At 37.8% G+C, this 22,290-nt stretch carries 13 protein-coding genes; 6 read left to right on the forward strand and 7 right to left on the reverse strand.

Going from position 1 to position 22,290, the window contains the following annotated elements; genetic code table 11:
- The first annotated feature begins 3 nt into the window (after positions 1–3).
- The 3 genes from AACU32_RS02165 to AACU32_RS02175 are packed head-to-tail and all read left to right on the forward strand — an operon-like array spanning position 4 to position 5,527.
- On the forward strand, positions 4–2,796 hold the full coding sequence (locus tag AACU32_RS02165) for a DEAD/DEAH box helicase (RefSeq protein WP_096597417.1): 2,793 nt from the start codon (positions 4–6) through the stop codon (positions 2,794–2,796).
- Positions 2,793–4,778 (forward strand): BREX-3 system phosphatase PglZ, encoded by a 1,986-nt coding sequence (pglZ, locus tag AACU32_RS02170; RefSeq protein ID WP_096597419.1) that lies wholly within the window; start codon positions 2,793–2,795, stop codon positions 4,776–4,778. Before AACU32_RS02165 ends, pglZ begins: the two co-directional genes overlap by 4 nt.
- Before the next feature lie 5 nt (positions 4,779–4,783).
- A complete protein-coding gene (locus tag AACU32_RS02175) occupies positions 4,784–5,527 on the forward strand; it encodes a hypothetical protein (protein ID WP_096607824.1) in 744 nt (247 codons plus the stop codon).
- 41 nt (positions 5,528–5,568) lie between these two features.
- Here the strand turns inward: AACU32_RS02175 and AACU32_RS02180 are convergent, their stop codons facing one another.
- Genes AACU32_RS02180 through AACU32_RS02190 form a run of 3 tightly spaced genes read right to left on the reverse strand, consistent with a single transcriptional unit; the run spans position 5,569 to position 8,879 of the window.
- Positions 5,569–6,078 (reverse strand): TniQ family protein, encoded by a 510-nt coding sequence (locus AACU32_RS02180; RefSeq protein WP_096597421.1) that lies wholly within the window; start codon positions 6,076–6,078, stop codon positions 5,569–5,571.
- Between the two features lie 29 nt (positions 6,079–6,107).
- Positions 6,108–6,914: a TniB family NTP-binding protein gene (locus tag AACU32_RS02185; RefSeq protein WP_096597423.1), complete on the reverse strand. Its 807-nt coding sequence runs from the start codon at positions 6,912–6,914 to the stop codon at positions 6,108–6,110.
- 3 nt (positions 6,915–6,917) lie between these two features.
- Positions 6,918–8,879 (reverse strand): Mu transposase C-terminal domain-containing protein, encoded by a 1,962-nt coding sequence (locus AACU32_RS02190; protein WP_096597425.1) that lies wholly within the window; start codon positions 8,877–8,879, stop codon positions 6,918–6,920.
- A gap of 750 nt (positions 8,880–9,629) precedes the next feature.
- On the opposite strand from AACU32_RS02190, the gene AACU32_RS02195 reads away from it, so the two are divergent.
- Positions 9,630–11,492, forward strand: coding sequence for a hypothetical protein (locus AACU32_RS02195; RefSeq protein WP_096597427.1), 1,863 nt, complete (start codon positions 9,630–9,632; stop codon positions 11,490–11,492).
- Complete coding sequence (locus AACU32_RS02200; protein WP_096597429.1) at positions 11,482–15,183, forward strand: helicase-related protein; 3,702 nt, start codon at positions 11,482–11,484, stop codon at positions 15,181–15,183. The genes AACU32_RS02195 and AACU32_RS02200 overlap by 11 nt, the downstream gene beginning before the upstream one ends.
- Positions 15,184–15,274: 91 nt before the next feature.
- Here AACU32_RS02200 and AACU32_RS02205 read toward each other — a convergent pair whose 3' ends face one another.
- From AACU32_RS02205 to AACU32_RS02215, 3 genes are all read right to left on the reverse strand, one after another.
- The gene (locus tag AACU32_RS02205) at positions 15,275–15,478 is read right to left on the reverse strand and encodes a hypothetical protein (protein ID WP_096607825.1); all 204 of its coding nucleotides are present in this window, start codon (positions 15,476–15,478) and stop codon (positions 15,275–15,277) included.
- 387 nt (positions 15,479–15,865) lie between these two features.
- Positions 15,866–18,649 (reverse strand): cache domain-containing protein, encoded by a 2,784-nt coding sequence (locus AACU32_RS02210; protein ID WP_096597431.1) that lies wholly within the window; start codon positions 18,647–18,649, stop codon positions 15,866–15,868.
- Positions 18,650–18,658: 9 nt separating this feature from the next.
- The gene (locus AACU32_RS02215) at positions 18,659–19,639 is read right to left on the reverse strand and encodes a BMP family protein (protein ID WP_339377431.1); all 981 of its coding nucleotides are present in this window, start codon (positions 19,637–19,639) and stop codon (positions 18,659–18,661) included.
- Positions 19,640–19,919: 280 nt separating this feature from the next.
- Here AACU32_RS02215 and AACU32_RS02220 point away from each other — a divergent pair, with 280 nt between their 5' ends.
- Positions 19,920–20,792, forward strand: coding sequence for an S-methyl-5'-thioadenosine phosphorylase (locus AACU32_RS02220; RefSeq protein WP_096597435.1), 873 nt, complete (start codon positions 19,920–19,922; stop codon positions 20,790–20,792).
- A 114-nt stretch (positions 20,793–20,906) separates the two neighbouring features.
- Here the strand turns inward: AACU32_RS02220 and AACU32_RS02225 are convergent, their stop codons facing one another.
- Complete coding sequence (locus AACU32_RS02225) at positions 20,907–22,004, reverse strand: tetratricopeptide repeat protein (protein WP_096597437.1); 1,098 nt, start codon at positions 22,002–22,004, stop codon at positions 20,907–20,909.
- Positions 22,005–22,290: the final 286 nt, after the last annotated feature.

Below are 22,290 nucleotides of genomic sequence, written 5' to 3' on the forward strand. Positions count from 1 at the left end.
GCTATGAATGGCACTTGGTTGTGGAGTGAAGAACATCGCCAAATATGCAAAATCATTGAAACCCAAACACTTTGGGGCAATATTTTCCATCGCATCTGGCTACCCAACCAAGATACTGTCATCCGTGTTTCCGCAGACAAACTCAAACCCCTAGCCGATGCAGGAATCACCACTCCAGCAGGTATCACCTACATTGCCACATCCGCCCGCATTGCAGATGCGCTAACTCAAGATGTACTCCTAGCACCAATTGAATCCACAGTTATTCCCTTACCGCATCAAATCAAAGCATTATCAAAAGCAGTTTCTAGTAATAGCGTCCGCTACCTCTTGGCTGATGAAGTTGGGCTGGGGAAAACCATAGAAGCTGGGCTAATTATGCGGGAACTGAAACTGCGGGGAATGGTGCGACGTATTTTGATAGTCGCCCCTAAAGGTTTAGTCAGCCAGTGGGTAAGCGAAATGCGGGTGCATTTTAACGAAGAATTTCAATTACTCCTTCCTGAAGACATCAAAACTTTGCAGCGTCTGTATACCAATCCAGAAAACCAAAACCCTTGGAATCGCTTTAACCAAGTAGTTTGTCCAATGGATTCAGTAAAACCAATGGATAAACGCCGGGGCTGGACAAAAGAACAACTAGCAGAATATAACCGCGATCGCTTTGAAGATTTAATCGCCGCAGCTTGGGATTTAGTCATAGTAGACGAAGCCCATCGTTTAGGCGGTAGTACCGACCAAGTTGCCCGTTATAAACTTGGTCAAGGACTGGCTGAAGCCGCACCTTACTTGTTACTCCTTTCCGCCACACCCCATCAAGGCAAAACTGATGCTTTTTATCGTCTGGTTTCTCTGTTAGATCCTGTCGCCTTTCCCGACATTTCCAGCATTACACGAGAACGGGTACAACCTTACGTTATTCGTACCGAAAAACGCCGTGCCATAAATGCCCAAGGAGAACCGTTATTTAAACCAAGACAAACTCAGCTTATACCAGTTTCTTGGTCAGCAAAACATCGCCAGCATCGCCAACTTTACGAAGCCGTTACCGACTACGTGCGTGAAGGTTACAACCAAGCATTAAAGCAGAAAAAAAGTTATGTTGGCTTTCTAATGATTTTGATGCAACGGTTAGTAACATCCTCTACCCATGCCATTCGCACTACTTTAGAAAGGCGGTTAGAAGCCTTGCGCGAACCAGAAGAACAACTAACCCTCTTCCCCATGTTTGCCGCAGAGGAATGGTCAGAAATGGACGGACAGGAACAAGTAGATTCATTGCTGACAACCCGACTGAAAGCATTTAAAAACGAAAAAGCTGAGGTGGAACTATTACTAGAAGCAGCCAAACTGACAGAAGCCGCAGGTGCAGACCCCAAGGCGGAAGAGTTACTAGACTGGATCTATCGACTGCAACAGGAAGAAAGCGACCCTGACATCAAAGTTCTGATTTTTACTGAATTTGTCCCTACCCAACAGATGCTTAGGGAATTTTTAACTCAGCGTGGTATTTCCGTAGTTTGTCTCAATGGTTCAATGGGGATGGAGGAACGCAAACAAGTTCAAGAATCCTTTGCCAAAGACATTCGCATTTTGATTTCTACTGATGCAGGTGGGGAAGGATTAAACTTGCAGTTCTGCCACGTAGTAGTCAATTACGATATTCCCTGGAACCCCATGCGATTGGAACAGCGCATTGGTAGGGTAGACAGGATTGGGCAAACTTACACTGTCCGCGCTTTGAACTTTGTGTTTGAAGATACGGTAGAATACCGCGTCCGTGAGGTACTGGAAGAAAAGCTGGCGGTCATTCTTAACGAATTTGGTGTAGATAAAACTGGCGATGTGTTGGATTCAGCACAAGCTGGACAGATATTTGACGACTTGTACATCGAAACCCTGATCAACCCAGAAATTTTAGATACCAAAGTTCAAGAAGTTGTTAGTCGAGTACAACAGCAGCTTGTAGTAGCCAAAGAAAGTACAGCAATTTACCAAACAAATGAGGAACTAGACCCCACCGCCGCACAACAACTTATAGATCATCCAATTTCCCACTGGGTTGAACAAATGACCATCAATTACTTGCGATCGCATGGTGGCATAGCTAAAAAACAAGGTGAAACTTGGAATTTAACCTTACCCACAGGTGAACAGTTAAAAAACGTTGTGTTTAATGCAACAGAAACAACAGCCGCAGCCAATGCCCAACACTTAACTTTAGAAGATTCCCGAATTCGAGGCATGGTCATGGCGAAAACTTGTTTCGCCGAAGGGCAACCCATACCTTATATTTCCATCCCAGGCTTACCAAGAGATGTCCAAGGATTTTGGTCACTGTGGCGAATTGCCATATATACCGAAGATTGGAATCAGCAAAGGATGATGGCCTTATTTCTTAATGATGATGGACGAGTTTTCTTACCTACAGCCCGTTATATTTGGGAACAATTATTAACAGAGAAAGTAGAAATTCAAAATCATCTCAGTGGAGAAGAGGCAACAAAAGCATTTGGCATAGTCTGGGAAACAGCATTAGTTCAAGGTAAGGGCATTTATGAGGAACTGCTACGAAAACATCACCAACAGCTTGAGAAAGAACGTGAAAAAAATATGTACGCTTTTGCAGCCCGAAGACGTGCGATAGAACGTATTGGACTGCCTCAAGTGAGAGATTACAGATTGACACAGCTAGCCCAAGAAGAACAAACATGGCGTAAAGCGATGCAACAAAAATCTGAAATTACACCGGAATTGATACCCTTGTTGCTAATGCGGGTGGAGAATTATTCGTGAACTGGCGTGACCAAATTTTACAAGAATTTACACCACAGGTGGCAAATCTGACATTAGTTGCAGATCCAGACGGTTTGCTAACGGAAGCAGAAATGCTGCAAAAAATACAAGACAGAGGTTTTGAAATAATCCATTTTGAGGATGCGATCGCCTTCCGCTACATCTACGAATCCCAATATCGTCCCCAGCAAGAACAAGGTGCAGCCTTAGATTTAGTTATTGTTGTAAATAAAGAGACACAAGAGTTACGCTCGTTGCCCTACGACCTAGTAAAATCAGGACGACAGCTTGCTTTCAGTATAGGCAGTTTATTTCCCAATCTTAGCTACAGCGTAGTTAATTCCCTAGACCGCAGCGATTTTGATGCACTATATCAAGCACAGGTACAACATAACCCAGCACCATTAGGGGAAAATGCTACTAAGGATTTTGTTCTGCGTTATGTTTACAACATTGATCCCGACTTAATACAGCAAACATCGGATTTACTACTAATTCTTTTACGCTGGCACTATCGAGGACAAATATTACCAGAGATTTTATGCGATCGCTTCATTCAAACTCTAAGCGATCGCCAGTTATTTTCCAGCTTACCCCTAGAAACAATTATTCGCGATCGCCAAGCCTTCTTTACCTTTTTGCAGCAAGCTTGGCCAGAATTCGTTCGTCAGAACCTAGTAAAGTCAAACCAAGTTTCTGAAGCAACTGGTACTTATGCCACTGCAACTAAATTGCCCTTCGATAATCACGATATTCGCGTTTACATCAACCATCTTTTTTTAGAAGGTTATCTCCAGCCTATAGACGCTGACAAACTAAAAATAACAACCACAAGCTTGGAGCTAAATTCTTGGATAAAAGTAGGTTTGAGTTTTGACCCACAAGCTGACCAACACAGACGCTTACAAGGTTTATTAGAATCTCTAGATTCATCCATTCCTCCCAATGATGCTAAGTACCAAGATTGGCTAAATTTTGGTAAAGCTTGGGCAAAATTGATAGTTTTGTGGCATCAAGACAAGATATTAGATTTTCACGCTCAGTTTCTCACGCTCCAAGAAAAGGTAGACAATACTTTTTTTAGCTGGGTAAATTCCCGCTATGGCACACTTTACAATCAGCCACCAATTCCGCCTGTAATGTTACACCAAATTCCGCGTTTTCTAGCACGGTATTTGGAAGCATCAAAAACCAATAAAGTAGCATTAGTAGTATTAGATGGTCTAGCTTTAGACCAGTGGTTAGTCCTGAAAGATGTGCTGCTTGCACAACGTCCTCAGTTAAATTTCCGCGATGAAACAGTATTTGCATGGCTACCAACCATCACTTCCATCTCTAGGCAAGCAATATTTGCAGGGAAAGCTCCAATTCTTTTTCCCAGTAGCCTAGAAACCACAGCTAAGGAAGAATCTCTCTGGAAACAATTTTGGACTGCTCAAGGCTTAAATCTGGCTGAAGTTGCCTATGCTAAAGGTCTGGGCGAAGCAGATAGTGTTTCGTTGGTAGAACAGAAACTATCCCCCAGATTACGGGTGATAGGTTTGGTGGTGGATAAAGTCGATAAAATCATGCACGGAATACAACTTGGTACTGCGGGGATGCACAACCAAGTACGCCAATGGGCAGAACTGCGTTGGATGGCGAATTTGTTAGACCTTCTGCTGGAGGAAAAATTTAAAATTTTTCTGACATCTGACCACGGTAACATTGAGGCAACTGGTATCGGACAGCCTAGAGAAGGTGCGATCGCTGATTTACGTGGAGAAAGAGTGAGAATATACTCAGATCCTACCTTGAGGGCAAAGCTTAAAAGTGAGTTCCCCAACGCAATTGAGTGGCAACCTTTAGGATTACCAGAAAAATATTTACCGCTTTTAGCACCCACTCGCCAAGCTTTCATTCAAGAAGGGAAACAAATTGTTGCACATGGTGGTATTTCTGTTGAGGAGTTAGTAGTACCATTTATTAGCGTTTCAGTTTGATCCAAATGAGCAGGCGGGTAGAAGTTGGTTTTAGTCAGCGTATTCAGCTAAATTGGTTGGAACTCACAGCCAACCTTCTTTTAGCTGGTTCTACACGCTCAGAAATTCAAACCGCGCTTGATGAATTCTTACAAGATAAAGTCTCTGTTGGCAGTAAAAGTAAATCTAGCGGACGCAGAAAAACTATTTCAATACTGCTGAAAATCTGGGTGGGAGTGCCAGCAAACCTAGAACCTTTGCGAAATGAAGCTTTGGAACTTTTAAGAATCAGCCCATCTAATCAACATATAGTCATACATTGGGGTATGGCTATGGCTGTTTACCCATTTTTTAGGACTGTTGCAGAAAATGTTGGACGATTAATCAGATTACAGGGTTTATTTGCCGCTGCTTCGGTGCAAAGACGCATCAAAGAACAGTTAGGTGAAAGAGAAACAGTATCACGCGCAACTCAACGTTTACTGCGTTGCTTTGTCGATTGGGGAGTCTTACAAGACACTAAAGAAAAAGGTATATATCAGCCAGCAACAGTGCAATTAGTCGATAACAGGAGACTGATAGCATGGCTAATAGAAGCAATTTTAATTTCCAGTAATTCTAATTCCCAAGCTTTAGGTGTAATTAGCCAAACCCCTGCATTATTTCCATTTATCGTCAGCCCCATCAACCTGAGAGATTTAGAAAAAAATCAAAGACTAGAATTTTTCTGCCAGGGTCTTGATGAAAATATGGTGATGCTGCGGAGCTAGTAAGGACTATTTCTCCTAGAGGAAAGTCAGCAGCATATTTCTTAGCGAGGTTTCTGACGTTTCGCCATTGTTGCAAAACGCAAAGAACAATGAGAACATTTTCCTTCCACCCAATCAGCAGGAATTGGAAAGGGAGTCTGACAGTTAGTACATTTGGTTAACAAGCGTAAATTGTGGCGATCGCATTTCAGTTTATCCTTATACTGCCACTCAATGCGGTGGTAAGGTTGTTCTGCATAGCAAGCGGCACATAATTTAATTGGGCGGGGCTTCATAGTCATCCCCTTGACTGGCAGCATCTCCTTAAGTTTTTCGGTTGCCACCTCAACAAAGTTTGCTAATGCTTCTAATTCTTGTTGAGTTGGGAATGGATTTAGGTAAAGTTTTTTCCATCTTGTTACTATCGCACCAACTCCAGCTTCTTTACCAATTTGATATCCCGTTAGTAAATTAGCCCTTTCAAAACGACCTAAAAAGTGACTTATACTTTCCCCTGGGAATGGTTCAACTATATTTATCCAAGCTTCAAAATTATAGATTTCGTTGCACATCTTAGTTATTAATTTTTCTGATATAACTTTTAACTTCCTACTAATGAATAATCACCTTCAATACTATCCAAAAGTGACTTGTCTATTTTGTTAACACCAGATTCTAATGCTTTAACTGCTGCATCTCTAAGAATTTGGTCTAACAATCTAATTTGTCCAGACGTTTTTTCCTGTAAAATAGTGATGATTTCTTGACTATCTGCTAAATTTGATGGCTCAGGTAATCTCAGAATTTGCTGTTCCCAAATCTTGAGTATTTTTATAAAGTTAGCACCCGAAAGTTTTTCAAAACTGAAATAAGAAGCAAAACGTCCAGCTACCTGTTCATCTTTACTAATCAAAGTATCTAGTCGGCTACTTGTTCCCACTAATACGGGAACAATCTTCACCTTATCGAATAAGTCTCTAACATCTGCCAGTGTTTTAAATTGAAGCCTATGCGCCTCATCAATAATCAATACTTCCACTTTACATTGTTTAATAAAATACCATGCTCTCTCTCTTAGCTGAGTCTCATTACCACCTTTCGCCTTAAATTTTAGAGTTTCAATAATTGTTTTAAACAAAAGCGATGGGCTGCAAGAACTACCTGTCAACTCTACGTATAATACAGGAACCACCGGGTTTTGATTTGGAATTTTAACCGCTCTGTTTTGGTAGGTATAAAAAAGAGAAGCTGTAGTTTTGCCCAAACCTGAATCTCCTACTGCTCTACCAGGTTTTCGTAACTTTCGCCTTTCATCTAACCAAGCACCAAATCTTTTTACCTGTTCAATGTTTAAAATATCTGGCTGTCTAAGACGCTCAATCTCTTGCTGTATTTCTTCGTTAGTCATAGTCTACAACCCTAGCTCTTCACGCAAGGATTTTAAATCCAATTTTTCTATAGACTCATCAGCTTCGGGTTGGGAATTGAAACTCTCTACTTGTTCAGGTTTCTTATCTTTCAAAACTTGTGGTATTTGCTCTACCCGTTTTTCTTCAGAACGGCGACGTTCAGCTTTAGTCTTATTTTTTTTCTTGTCCAAAAAGTTTCTGCGTCTAATAGCCTCTTCTAAAATTGCAATGTTATTAATGCCTTTTCCACTATTTTCTGCTTTCTTACGTGCGTATTTAACTTCCTCAATTGACAATCTTTCTGCTTCTAAACCAACAGCATAAGCACGGGCTAAAAATATTTCTTTATTATTTGTGCGACCATATACTAGTACCATAGTGATATCTCTTGGGTCGAACCTTAAGATAACTTTTTCGCCTGCGTAAGCCCCTAAATTTTCTCCCCTATAACGAAGACCAGAAAAATTGAGATACCCATTGTCATACACAACCCGTTCTGCTGCCTTCATTAAACAAATGTCAAGTTCTCTATCGTTCAGCAAAGTAGGAGGCATTTGCAGCCCTTTCTCCCAACGCTCAATCCGACTTTGTTTTGGAGTGAAAGGATTAGCTTGACTCCGGGCATCAGGTTTTTGATTATAGCTATCGACAATGTATCCAACAATTAGTTTTTCTAGTTCAGGAAGACTTATACAAGCTTTTTTTTCAGCTCCCTCTGGACGGTCTTTGACACTTGACCCCGTATAACCCGGCATTTCAGAAAGTAGCCCACTCATGGTTCTAAAAGGTCGTTCTACAATACCACCATCTGAAGGTTGGCTTCGCAGGATGGGTTCAAAATCTAATTCATTAGCAATCCATTCCACTAAATGTTTTGAGCGAAAGTCTTTACCACCATCTGTATAAACATATCTAGGTACACCGTAAGCACTCCACTTACATCTGAGTTCGTACTCTGAACCGTACCGTTTCGGCATAATTGCATTACGCAACGCCAAAGCTACAACTTGAGAACTGGGTGCAGCAAACCCTAGACGCAATCCAACAATGCAGCGAGAGTAACAATCTATTACCGTCGTTAATTGAGGACGGCCTATCTCCTCACCATCCTCATCCACTAATAAGAGGTCAGCTTTAGTATGGTCAATTTGCCACACCTGATTGCTGTACTTAATCGATATTTCTTGATCATCACGAGTTTTGATCACATGCTCGGAACCATGCCATCCAGGGCTACGGCTAGTGCGTGATTTATGCTTTTTCTCTTCCAGTGGTTTGAGCCATCTTTCTACCGTTCTTGCACAGGGAGCCTTGCCGTATTTCTGCCAATAATTAAACCCTTCTGTCTTAGCCTTAGTTTTAATTAACGTATCGACTTTCCAGTCTAATTCTTCTCCTCTAAATCCCTGTGTCTCTAGTTTTGATATCTCCTGTTTCAATTCGTTTTTAGCTAGCTCGTAAGCTCTGATCGCTATTTTCTCTGCCACCTGAGTACGGGTCATGCGATCGCTGCCTTTATTGCGAGCTTTATAGGTTTTAACAGTCAAGTTATACCAGTATTCGCTTTTCCTGGTTTGTCCTTTATCTGCTCTAGCAGTCTCTGCGAAGGTGGCTAAACCGTTTTCTTGCCAAGCCTTAACTAAGCGTCTCACCGTTCTTTCCGACTTTCCTAGCTTCTGGGCGGCTTCTTTCAACTTTTGCCCATAAGTTTTGCGATCGCAGGGTTCACCTAAACTCCGAATAATTTCTAATTTGAGCCTTTGCTCACCTGAAAGCCTGAGTTCCGAATCCTCTAAAAATCTCTGATCCAAAAACTCAACCGATTTGTCTTCTTCGGCAGTATCGTAATCCTCATTTACAAGTATTACATCCGATGAGTCATCGAACAGGTCTGCATCTTCATCACCTAATAGGTAGGTATCTTCTTCCAGTTCAAAATCGTCATCTACATCTAAAGCGCTCATAGATGTAATTTTTTTGTGAAAAACTAACGTACATTTATACTACTATAAAGCTGTGAAGAATTGACAGCTAATTTTTCGCCAAATTAACAAATGACGCTTAATGTGTCGGATTACTAAAAAAATGACACATAATTTGTGGCAGACAACCTAAACAGCTTTCTTAGCTATCAAATGGTGAAAAGTATTGGTATATAAGGATTGTTCACTAATGTATTAATGTGACAAATAATTTGTCGATGTGGTCAAATAATTTGTCGCTCTACAGTGTCGATTGCCAAATTATTTGTCCGCGTTGACAGATTGATGGCTTTACTCCAGGCAAGTTGGACTTAAGTGTTGAGAATTGTAATTATTGAGCGAGGATGATTGCCTTTGTGAAAGGGTCTCTCAATGCTTTTTAAATTTTTTATCTAAATGTTTTTTTGGTACACATATACTATATAATTCACCAAATAAGTGTAAGCTTTTAAAGCTACATCTATGGCTGAATTAAAACTAGTGAGAAATCAACTAAGATGCCAAGCTCACTATTTTACCAGCTTACTATGCTGGTGGCTGGTCGGCGAGTCAATCTTTTAGAGTGAGGTGTAGGGAGACTCACAGATAGTGGTGTTGGGTACAATCTCCACGCAATTAATTTAGAAACCCAAGCCGAAAAACTATTTACTAACTTACCAGTACAATAGCTCAACTCTTGCTAATTGCTAAATTCGTAAAATTGAAATACTTAGCCTGAAAAGAGATTAAACTATGACATCAAGACATTCTATTGAAGAAAGTTCCAACCCCTTAGCAAAATTAGACTATGCTCCGTTACTTGATGCGGTTTTAAAGTTACTTAAAGAAAAAAATATTTTCAAGCTTTCTCCTGATGGCAATAGACTGTTGATTCAGGCTTATGATATTGCTTACACAATAGCTGTAAAATCAGATGGGCGACCACAGATTCCTTTACCCCAAGATTTTGGTATTAAAGCTGCGACCGTAAATTTTAGCTCAGAAACTGATTTCTACTCTAAAATCAAAGCTATTAAAGATGAATTGAAAAAGCAACTTGATACTGCTTGTGGAGAGAAAGGAACTAAAGCTTGCTTAGAAAACCTTTGTAGAGTCTTGTCTGATTTTAATAGCACTCAACCTGCTTTACCCTTTAACTATCCTTTCCAAAAACCCTATAGTTTTACATCTCAACGCTTAATTATTGAGAATAGATTAGCTCAAGAGAGACGCAGAGGAACAGATTCAATAATCAAAGCTCATCACTTAAATGTCAAATTTGAAGGCATATCTAACTTTAGTAATCAGTTGTTAGATAGCCTTAAAAGCTACATAGATAGTATAACTGAACCGGATTCAGGTGATTGGGAAGAATTGACGGATATTTTAAATAATATATCAAAACAAGAAAAATCTGACATCACCCAACTAAGAAAAATAGTAGATACCGAATCTCTACCAAGACTGCTGCGAGATATCAAAATAGACTATTTGGATTACCTGAAAAGAGAATGTGCAAAAACTAATATACGTAACTCTTACTCACAGGGTTTTGAATGTTTAGAAACTTTGATTAATCGGCTGAGATTGCTGTCAAATTATATAAATAACCCAGATTTAGAAGATCCCCATTTTGAAGTAAGTTATTTATTAGATAAGCCAGTTAATTTGCGGACAGCATTTTCTCAAGCAAATGCCTTTGATATCCTTCCTATTATTACTGAATTTGAAGGTACGATTGGAGAAAGTATAGATAAGGAAAGAGGTATTAAAGAATTTAACTTAGGCTTGAGACTTAAACTTAACGGTGCTGTAAACGCCTATGACGAAAAGTCAGCATTGGATTACTATATGACTGAACTTGACCCTACTAGCCCCCGTCACAATGAGCAACTGAGAGATCCAGTAAAAGCTAAAAATTTTAAAGAGAAAGTTTTAAAGATAGCGTGTCTATATTATTTGATTTTTGCTATTGATGAAGATGGCAAAATAGATGAAAAAAATTATAATCCAATTCCTAAATTTGAGACAGAAGTTTTACAAAAATTAAAAATTGGTGAGACTTCTGATAATGAAGTAAAGAACGTATTAATCAAAATTAAAAATCTCATAAATAATTCCAATAATTGGCAAGTGAGACAGAGAGTAGACTCTTTAAAATCTCTACTCAAAGCTTTTCTGGAGAAAAAAGAAATACTACCATCTTTTTCTAAAGCAGTACAATTATGTATTAACAAAGCAATCCTGAATAAAACCAGCGCAACAATTATCAATAGTAACAATTTTTTCCGCATTGATTTAAAGCAAGATAACCAATCAAAAGCTGAGGCTAAAGCTAGAGAGGCTTTAGCTTATATCGAGGTAACGCCACCTACTGTTAATGAGCAATCTCTGACTTCTTTATCTGTCACTTTTACTTTTGATGATGTTCGCTACTTTACAGATGGTGGTAAACAAGATTTTTCCATGAAATATGAAATTGCCAATATTAAAGCATTACCAGTAGTATTTTCTCCTATAGGAGAGAAAAATGGTAAACCTATAACACTACCAATATATGATAAGTATTTTAAAAATCAAAAACTGATAGTTATTTATTATAAAAATGGCAAATAATTTAGGTATCAAGTTAGGTCGGGTCTTTGAGATAAGTTTCAATATTGGTATTTTAACTTACTTTAAACACTCCAATCTTCAACATTCCTATGGCGATGTTTATCTTACACCTTTGAGCAAGTTATATCTGCATAAAATCCAAGAGGCTATAGCCAAGAACTACATAGATAAATCTCATCAAAATATTATTGGTGATTGGATAAAATTATTTATTCAAAAAGGTTGGACTTCTGGCTATAGCTTTATTCGAGAGTATATAGAAGCAACTGGCTGGCACACGAAAAGCAACATCGAAATTCTCTATTGTCAATGTGATTTTTATACAGAAAACGCTTTTGGTATTTTAGATAAAAGTGATATAGATGCTTATCAGGAAATTTTGCAGACTCAAGGTTTTGAAAATGTAGACATTATTCGCTATAAAGATACTGGCGAATTTCTGAAAGCGGATACTCTTCTACTGCTGCGTTATTCGGGTAAGTATCGAATTCTGGTTGTAGACTTATCCACTTTTACAACTTCAGCTATTCATTCTGTAGTTAACTTAAATAATATTCAAATTTTAGAAGAATCATTGCGTACTGAATTGAATTATGTGCGTTCTAAGTCTAATTTTTGCGGACTTGGTATTGATACTGGTAATAGTAGCGATAAAAATAACAAACTTAATGATATCTACTCTAAAGAATTAAAAAAATATTTTTCGGCTTTCAAAACTAAAGATAAGGAAGCCATGAAAGTTATTCAAGCTTGTAGTTACGCCTGGAGTTTTTATAAATTTTTATTGTCATCAGGTAAATTATTAGCAACTGAAGCAGTTAAATTTAATTGCTTCGGATATAGCGATCGGATGATTAACGGTATTGCGTTAATTAAAGAAAAAAATGACAGTCAAGATAGTCTACATATTTTAGAAACTTGTTATGATATATACAAATATAAAAACTTCAAAGAAATTGATGAGAGTCGCAGACAATTATTGCAAACTATCAAAATTAATGCTAGTAAAAACTTCCAAAAAGGTAGAGAGTTTGTTAAAAAGATAGTTGAAGCAGAAAAAGATAGAATTAATCATATCGAAAATACAGAGATATTTGAGGCAGGCAGAGATTTTTTTAATACTGCTGATATTGTACCTGAATCTATTCAGCAATCACTACAGCTAAAGTCTACAGAAGTTAGAAATGCTCATGCAGAGTTGATAAATCGAGCGCTTGCAAATGCCAAAAAATCATTTCTATTTTTGACAGGAAATCCTGGAATTGGAAAGACAACCGCAGTTGCAAAACAAATTATTAAACAGCTAGATGAAGGTTCACTTTTTATATATGTCAGTCCACGTATTCAGGTTAATAGAGATATTATAGAGAAGTTTAGAGAAGAAACAAGTTTAAAATTCGTTGCTGACAATTTAATTTGTATTAATACTAACAAAAGAATCTTAGATTATGCTGGTGGCTATGCTGTTGAATACTATAGCAACCAACTTAATGGTGAACATCAAATAGGACAAGTTAAATTTATGGATGCTAGCACTTTAAAGGAAAAAGTGCTAGAGCTTCCGAACAACTTGGTTAGATATGCAGATAACTTGGTACAAGTCGAGAACCGCAATCAAGCAGGAGTTTTAGCAAGTTTGTGTGAAGCAATTCACACCTGTATCACTAATCCTAATTTACCTAACAATATTATTGCTACAGCTTCAATTCAAGCTCTTAAAGAAACTCGCTATGGTAACACTTTAAAACATTTTGGCAGAATATTTAGCAGTGCTTATAATTCATCAGGTAAGCCTCCTGGGATTATCCCAAAAAAAATGAAAGAAATCGCTAGTCGGATGAAAAATATTTTCATTATGATTGACGAAATCACAGGTTCTCCAGAAGGAGTGGCTTTTCTGCATGGTATTTTAGAGTTTATTGCAGAATATGATTTATTAAATCCTGAATATGGCTTCAATGTTAAAGTCATTACATCTGATGCATCATTGACGATACAGGAAGTAATTAATAGCCATCTTTCTAGCAAACAAACTCAGGGAGATAAAATATTTGTTCGTCAAGTTGCAGACTCAATTTGTAAATGCTTATCAATTGATGAATTTGAATTTCTCGGTAAGCCTTCTACTCTAATTAATGCAAATTCTTATCCTGCTTCCAAGCTCACATTTAATTATCACATATTTATACAGTCAGTAAGCTCAGAAAAGGTAACAGATGACACTTTAATTTTGGATAATAAGGTATCTGAAAAAATTAAAGAGGATATTCTGAAGCTGCTGAAGTTAAATGATGGGCAAATTATAGTATATATTCAAAATAAAGATAGCCTTAAACAATTAATTAGTAAGATTTCTAAAGAAAGGCATAGCTTTATACTTCATGAAGAGTATCTAGAAATACACGCTAGCTTGTCAGAAAAAGAAGAAGCGGAAATTCAGAAATATCAAAATCAAGTCAAAGTAGTTTTTATGACTGCTTCAGCATCTCGTGGCTTATCTTTTCCTTACACAAAACACATTCTCGTACAGATTCCTGGGTTTCAAATTGAGCAAAATTTGATGGAAATTATACAAGTAATATACCGTGGGAGAGGAGGTGAACTAGATAAAGGGGAGAAAAATTTGATTTTTTACTTGTCTGACAAAGCGATATATTACCCAAAAGAATTTGATGATAATGGTAAGCATTTAAGCCTTTCTGAATCAGAAAAGCTTGCAAGAATTTCTCTAGAAGAAGCTTGCTTAAATGTGCTAAATATTCTCATTATTTTAAAAGCTTCTATTATGACCAGAATTATGGGTTCAGGGGCAATAGGTAGAAAGCGATACGTTATTATTCCTATAGGTAGCAAAGCCATTAGCCAAGCAGGTGAAACCTTCATTGGTTCATTAGCTACATTATTAAGAGAAATTCGTAAGGAGTTTAAAAAGCGACCTGAAGATCAGGTACTACAAAATATAGAGCAAACTTTGTATGAATTGCTCTCTGTTCAAAAAACTGAGATTACTCCTTATTATCAAAATAATTCATTATCCGAGAATCAAGAAGTATCCTATTTTTCACTAGGTTTTAAATTTATATCACAAATGGAAAGTAGCCTTGATAAATTGCTGGCTCTCCCACCTATTGAAAAAACTTACGTTAGAGGTAGTTTAGTGATTGTGCCTCTATCAGACAAACTTGTAAAAGAAACTAATTATATCGATTTAGAAAAAATTTTAGATCGAGAGCGTAATGAAGATTTTATAAAAAAATTGAAACTTTTGGTTACTTCAGGAAGGTATCCAAAACAAATTACGAGCGCAGCTTATTCGCTGATGAACTTGGCTAGCACACTTTTCAGTGAGTTAGAACGTTCGCAAAAACTAAGCCAAACTTCACTTTCTTCAGAGCGTTACTACGCTTTACCTATACAAACATTTTTATCTTTTCAAGCTTTTGAAGAGTATTTTGAGAATCAAAAGAGAGTTTGTGATTCATCTTTCCGAGATATTTTAGCTCGGTATGTTTATTCACTTGCTCTAGCATATAATATTTTGCCTATTGACTCTAATTATCACAATATTTCCTATGTAGTCTTTAATAGTGGTGCTATGGATAAATTAGGTAAAAGCTTGTTCAGTGAAAATCAAATATTTCAATCAAAAGAAATGAATATACTTAATTTAATCCTGTCTCAAGAATCTTGAATTGTAATTTTCATTGCTAAAGTAAATCAATAACGTTAGCATAACAATAATTCGTTACAACGCTAAATAATTTTTTAACCTATACAGATTGTTAATCGACTACTTTAATTAATCCTCGTCGCAAAGCATCAAAAACTCGGCTGATTTGTAACCTTTCTTCTTCGTTCAAATCTTCTTTCGATAGCAATGTTGACATTAAAAGATGCTGATCGTGGCGCGTAATTCTCCGAATAGCAAATATATGCTCTAAGACTGTTTCTAACTGCATTGGGTTTGAGGTGGTAGTAGTTAGCATATTCTTTAATAAAATTTTTTGCATTTATATAAATAACTATTGTAAAAATAACAAGTTTTTACAAAGTTTGACATTAGTATCTCTACGGAATCCCTAATAATCGGTAGTTTTGCAGGTTGGTTGTTATAGCTGTTGACTGTTGACTGTTGACTGTTGAAAATAGCAATGGAATATTTTTTTACATGGAAGTCCGTAAATATAGCGCCGTTAATAACTTACACCAGCCAGCAGCGACGAGGTAAATTTTTTTTGTTCAGCAATTATAACGGTATCGGTTGAGTCCAATACACACGTAAGGGCACGGCAGTGCCGTGCCCCTACACGCTAGGATATAATTTTGTATTGCATCCAACACCAGAAGCGCTATATACAGCGAACGTATCATCCTTAGCCCCTGTGATGACAAGGTAAGGTAAACCAAAAAGTTGCGCCTTGACCAGGACTACTCTGGACTCCAATTTCGCCGCCATGTGCAGTGATAATTTGGCGACAGAGGTATAATCCTAGACCAATACCAAGAGAACGAGCGCGATCGCCTCTCGCGTAGCGTTCAAATATTTGTGCGCCTTGTGCTTCGCTCATCCCCACGCCATTATCCTGTACTAAACAACAAATCATTTCCCCTTCTACGTTTGCTTTTAAGGTAATTTCTAATCCTGGGGGATTGTGGTTTAAAGCGTTACTAATTAAGTTTTCAAATACTCGCCTTAATTGCAAGGTATCTGCATTGACAAGCGGCAAATTAGATAATACTAAATTAGTAATACTTGCTTGATTTTTTATTAATAACGATTCTAAATCTTCAGCGATAGAGTTGACTAACTCTGCTATTTTTACAGGTTCATAATGTAGCGTAATTCCCTGGCTTTCACTCACATGAGTTTCTAATAATGAGTTAATTAGATACAGTTGACGTTCACCACTCTCAATCATTCTGTCTAAAATATGACGCGGTAAAGAGATATTTTCTATAGGTGATTGTTGCCAATGTTTGAGTAACATCAGAGTTCCGGTAATTGGAGTACGTAAATCATGGGAGACAGCATGTAAAAATTCATCTTGGCGTTTATATAAATCTTGTAATTCCATCATTTTTTGCTGCAATTGAGCGGTTCTGGCTTCGACTTTCCGCTCTAAATTCACATTAAGTGCCTGGATTTCTTGGAAAAGCTTTGCTTGTTGAATCGCAATTGCTACTTGTGTGGCTAATTGTTGTAATAAATCAATTTCTACTTGTTGCCAATGACGTACTTTGGAACACTGATGAGCAACTAACGTACCAAAAAACTCATTATTGACCATAATTGGTACAGTTAAACAAGCTTTTACTTGATATTTAGTAAAGTAGTACGCACGCTTGGATGAAATTTTGGCGTGGGAGATGTCGTCAATTTGTTGTATATCTCCTTGGGAAAATAGAATTTTAATTTCTTGAAGATAATCATGATCTGTGGTAAATAAATCTGCAATTGATTCCCAATCTTGGTTTAAAGATTCAGCAAAAATTCTCTTATGTAAATCATCCTTGAAGTTACTAATAAATACTCTATCAGCTTGGAGAAATTGCCGCACTTCTGTAACTGTAATGTTAATTATTGCTTCTAAATTCAGACTCCAGAGAATTCTCAAAGCAATTTCTGCAATCAATCGCTCTCGTTCTGCACCGGCTCGTAATTGGATTTCCGCTTGGCGGCGTTCTGTGATATCTAAACCAGTACCGATAACATAACTGATTTTCCCAGTATCATCTAAAAGCGTAGTTGTAGACCAAGAAATTAATCGTTGTTTTCTATCTTTGGTTAACAAATATCTTTCGGTTATTTTGGGAGTTTGCTCGGCGATGAGATTCTGAAAATCAGTTTTTACTAATTCTAGTTCTTCCGGGACTAGGAATAAATCCCAAAATAATTTATTTTCTACTTCAGCAAAGGAATATTTACTAATTTGCTCAAAAGTCCGATTAAAGCGGGCAATTCGCCCTTGGCTATCAACTACTATGACTAAAGCACCAACTGTATCGAGAACTGCGGAAACAAAATTGCGTTCTTGACTTAAATCCTGAATTAGCTCGCGTAATTGCAAAGTCATTTGATTAAATGTGGCGGCTAAAACTCCCATTTCATTACGCTGTATAACATTAATTTGAGTATTCAAATCGCCTGTACTAATTCGTGCTGCTGCTGTGGTTAATCGCTCTAAAGGTAAAACAATTTGCCTTTGAAACCGAATACCTACGCCTACAGTAACTAATGTGGCGATGAAGATAAATACACCCATCACTAAAAGCATTTGACGAATGGGAGCATAAGCTTCATTTACGGGCAGTTCTACGACAACTTGCCATCTTAAACTAGTAATAGGTGAGACAGCGCCGATGACTTCTACACCTTTTAAACCGCGATATTTAGCTAAAAATTTGTCACGATTGAAGCGCTGAAATTGTTCTATAAAAGGCTGGGCGGATAAATCTCGCAGTTTTAAAGATGCTCGATATTCTTCTTTGACAGCAATGAGAAAATTTCGGTTATCAATCACATAAGTATAACCAGTTTCACCGACTTGAGTTTGATAGATAAAGAACCGGAGAAACTTGAGATTGATTCGCGCTATTAATACCCCATTAACTTCATCTGCTATGTTGCGAATTGGTACTGCTAAAGTCACAATTGGTAATTTTGTCGCCGGATCTATTTCTACGGGACTAACAAAATCTTCTTTTTGCTTGATCGCAGATAAAATCCCAGGAGTTGGCGTGATTTTATCAACCTTAAATTGTCCATAAGGAGAAACAGCAGAAATAACTTTTCCTTGACTATCTAAAATTGCGACTGTTTCATAGGCGCTATGGTGACGAGTTAAAGCAGCCAGAAATTTTTGTTGGATTTCTGGTGATAAATCTGTTAAACCTTGGACTCTAGCTAAGTAACTGAGTTTGCGCTGTAAGTCATCTATATAAGCATTAATTTTTGCCGCCGCAGCTTGGGAAATTTCCTGCTGTGCAACTTCTAACTGTTGCATTTGGGCTTGAAAGCTGAGATAAGTTAATGTACCAGATACCAGCAGCATGGCAATAACTACTAGCAGGACTAAACCATACCGCAATTGGTTGGTGATGGAAAAAAATCCATATCCTGCTGGATGTGATGCATGATGGCGCTGCTGTTTTTTCATCACAACTCCTTAGGGAAAAATATCAATTTTGCCAGTGAGAATATCTTGTTTCACAGATTTGACAATTTCTGCTTGTTGCGGAGTTAACGAACCGTTAAATGGCGTTAAATCTTGAACTCCTTCTAAAATGCCAAATTTATACTGCTTTCCTTCCCAGCGTCCTTGTTGTGCTAAAGTTGCTCCTTCTAAGAGTAATTTTGGGACTTTTTGCACAACACGAGTAACTATATTATTAGCTGTTAATTCCTGCTTTTCTTGAATGGCATACATCCAAGTGATAGCAGATATTGATTTATGGGTAGATACTGCTTGCAAAACTCCGAAATTTCCGAAATCTGCATCTGTGACTAAAACATCTGCGCCTTTAGCAATTTGGGCTTCAGCTATACTTTTAGCTGTATCTGGATCTCGCCAACTATTCACCCAGTTAATGGCGACAGTGATGTTATTTTTAGTTTTTAAAGCAGCGCGTTTTAATAAGATGGCTTGTTGTTGAGTAATTAATTGAGGTTCGCCACCAATAAAAGCAATTCTATTAGTTTGAGTTTTTAAAGCAGCAATTACTCCCACTAAATAACCTACTTCATTACTGCGAAATGCCAAAGCGCCAAAATTTTTGTTGTTACCGCCGTAACTCGTCACAACTGCAAATTTAATTCGGGGAAATTCTTCAGCAACAATTTTCGATGAATTTAAATATTGACCGCCATGAATAATAATAAAATCAAATTCTTGTTGAGCATATTGACGGAGAATTGGCTCGGCATTATTGACAGTAACGTTAGGAGTATAAGCTATCTGAGCGCCTAGTTGATTTTGAATTAAGTTTAGTCCTTCATATCCTGATTGATTCCAACTTTGATCGTTGATGGGGCCTGGTAAAATCATCGCTACTTTAAAAGCGCCTGGTGCTGGGTTATTAGATTCAGGTTGAGTATGACTATTGAGGTGAGAGCAACTAATGAGGAGTATGGTTAAAAATACTCCCATAAGAATTATCTGGGGAAGTCGGATTGATCCATAGATTGCTACCAGGGATAGCACATTTCTTACTTGCATGGGAGCAAAAGCCCTAATCAGGTACTCTGCTCAAAGCATACCAAGTGCGATCGCCAGCAAGCAATGCTGCATATCATGGAATCATCTTCAACAATCAAAATTTGCAGCATTCGGCGTTAATTAACTTGAAAAAGAATATTCCCGATTATTTGCCGAACCACAGAGACATTCCGCTAAAATAACTTGGCAGCTTTGCAAGGAATAAAGAATCATGGCAGAAGCACTAATTGGAATTATTGGCGGCAGCGGTTTATACAAAATGGATGCACTCAAAGATGTAGAAGAAGTGCAAGTAGATACCCCCTTTGGTTCACCTTCTGATGCTTTGATTCTGGGTAGATTAAATGGAACAAGAGTAGCTTTTTTGGCGCGTCATGGACGTAATCATACTTTACTACCGTCAGAATTGCCGTTTCGCGCCAATATCTATGCAATGAAGCAATTGGGTGTAGAGTATTTAATTTCCGCCAGTGCGGTTGGTTCGTTGAAAGCAGAAGCCAAACCGCTGGATATGGTAGTACCAGATCAATTTATAGACAGAACCAAAAATCGGGTGTCTACGTTTTTTGGGGAAGGAATTGTGGCTCATATTGCCTTTGGCGAGCCGATATGTCAGAATTTGGCTGGTGTGGTTGCAGATGCGATCGCCTCTTTAAATTTACCAGAAGTCACTCTCCATCGTGGTGGTACTTATGTGTGCATGGAAGGTCCGGCATTTTCCACCAAGGCGGAATCGAATCTTTATCGCAGTTGGGGTGCGACAGTGATTGGGATGACAAATTTACCAGAGGCGAAGTTAGCTAGGGAAGCAGAAATTGCCTATGCAACTTTAGCATTGGTCACAGATTATGATTGTTGGCATCCAGACCATGATAGCGTCACAGTAGAAATGGTAATTGGGAATTTGCAGCGTAATGCCGTGAATGCGCAAAAGGTAATTCAAGAAACTGTGCGCCGTTTGAGTGAAAATCCGCCTTCTAGTGATGCACATTCGGCTTTGAAATATGCGATTTTAACTCAGTTGGATAAAGCACCCGCAGCGACTAAGGAAAAGTTAGGGTTGTTATTGCAAAAATATTTGTAGATTTGCTTATATCATTAATTTTGATGTGCTGCAACCCCGACTTCTTTAAGAAGTTGGGGATTTGAACCGCAGAGGATGCGGAGAACGCAGAGGATACTAGGATGTTTTGTAAATTTAACTTTCTATTAATTTCTGAAAGCGATCGTCTGCTCGAATTGCATCAAAGTCTGGATTAGTTTTTGCTGATTTTCGATGTTGATCGCCTCTTAATTTGATGGCTTGGGTGAGATTTTTAATTGCTAACTCAATCTCTCCTTGTAATGTGTAACAACGAGCAAGATGAAACCAAGCCCAGTGAAAGTCAGGCTGAAGTTTTAAAGCTTGTTCATAACTGGTAATTGCATCAGCATATTTTTGTAAATTTCTCAGACAATTACCACAGCCGAACCAAGCTATATAATGCTCAGATTGAATACTAATGGCTTTTTCATAGGATAATAATGCTTCTGAATAGCGCCCTAATTTTCTTAGCGTCCATCCATGATTTACCCAAGCTATATAAGAATCTGGTTCTCTTTGAGTGACTTTTTCATAGCAAGCTAAGGCATCTTCATAACGACCTTCAAAAAATAAAGCATCTCCTTGTTTAAGATAATCATTTGCTGTAAAAAATAAGCGAGGATTTTCAGATTTCAAAATTTCTAGTTGGTTAGTCAAATCTTGAATTTTTTGCTGGATTTCGGGATGCACATAATCTTGCGTTAATGAAGGTGAAGGTGTGAGTCCAGATAGCTGTTGCAAAATTTGCTCTTTTTGGCTTTGGGCATCTAAATATAAATTATTTAATTGCGATAATTGGGTTAAAAAATCAGATTTTAATACTTCTAATTCTTGCTTAAAAGCTGCTGTTTGATTTTTTAATTCGGCGGCTACTTCTTTTTCTAGTTGCTTTTCTACTTCTTCTTCTAAGCGTTTTTTAGTTTCCGCGACTACTTCACTAATTACACTTCTACGTAATAACCAAACACCAGCCGCCGCTAAAATGGGCAACATAGTCAATACTACTAGCAAAATATTCAGTAAAGCTGTAGTGTGATTAAACGCACGGTCAACTTCCTCTTGCACCTGATTGTCTATTTCTAATTTTTCTTTATCTGTCAAGGTGGAAGTTGGAGTTGCTGGTGTTTGGCTGAGTTGTGGTGTAGCTGTAGCAATAGTGGTGGTTAGTAAGATAAGTGCAACTGCTAACCCGACGCGATTCTTGATATTCATGCAAGCCTGCTCAGTGTAAACTCAGAATCTATAGTAGTCTACACAACTAAGTTAAGAGATTCCGTGTTTAAGCTACTTGAAAATTTGTAATTTTAAATCACAGACGTGTATTTGTGTCAAGTATACCAATATGCATTTCCAGCTAGAGCCTGGAAACGATATTTTCAAAGGCTTTTAGCTTAGTTTGACACAGGTGCACAGATGTGAATCCCTACTTGATATATCAAATGAAGTTTCAAGGTGGAATATGGGAATAATCAATATAAATCCCAAATATAGCAATCCT

Source organism: Calothrix sp. NIES-2100, from assembly GCF_963875285.1.
Taxonomy (GTDB): Bacteria; Cyanobacteriota; Cyanobacteriia; order Cyanobacteriales; family Nostocaceae; genus Aulosira.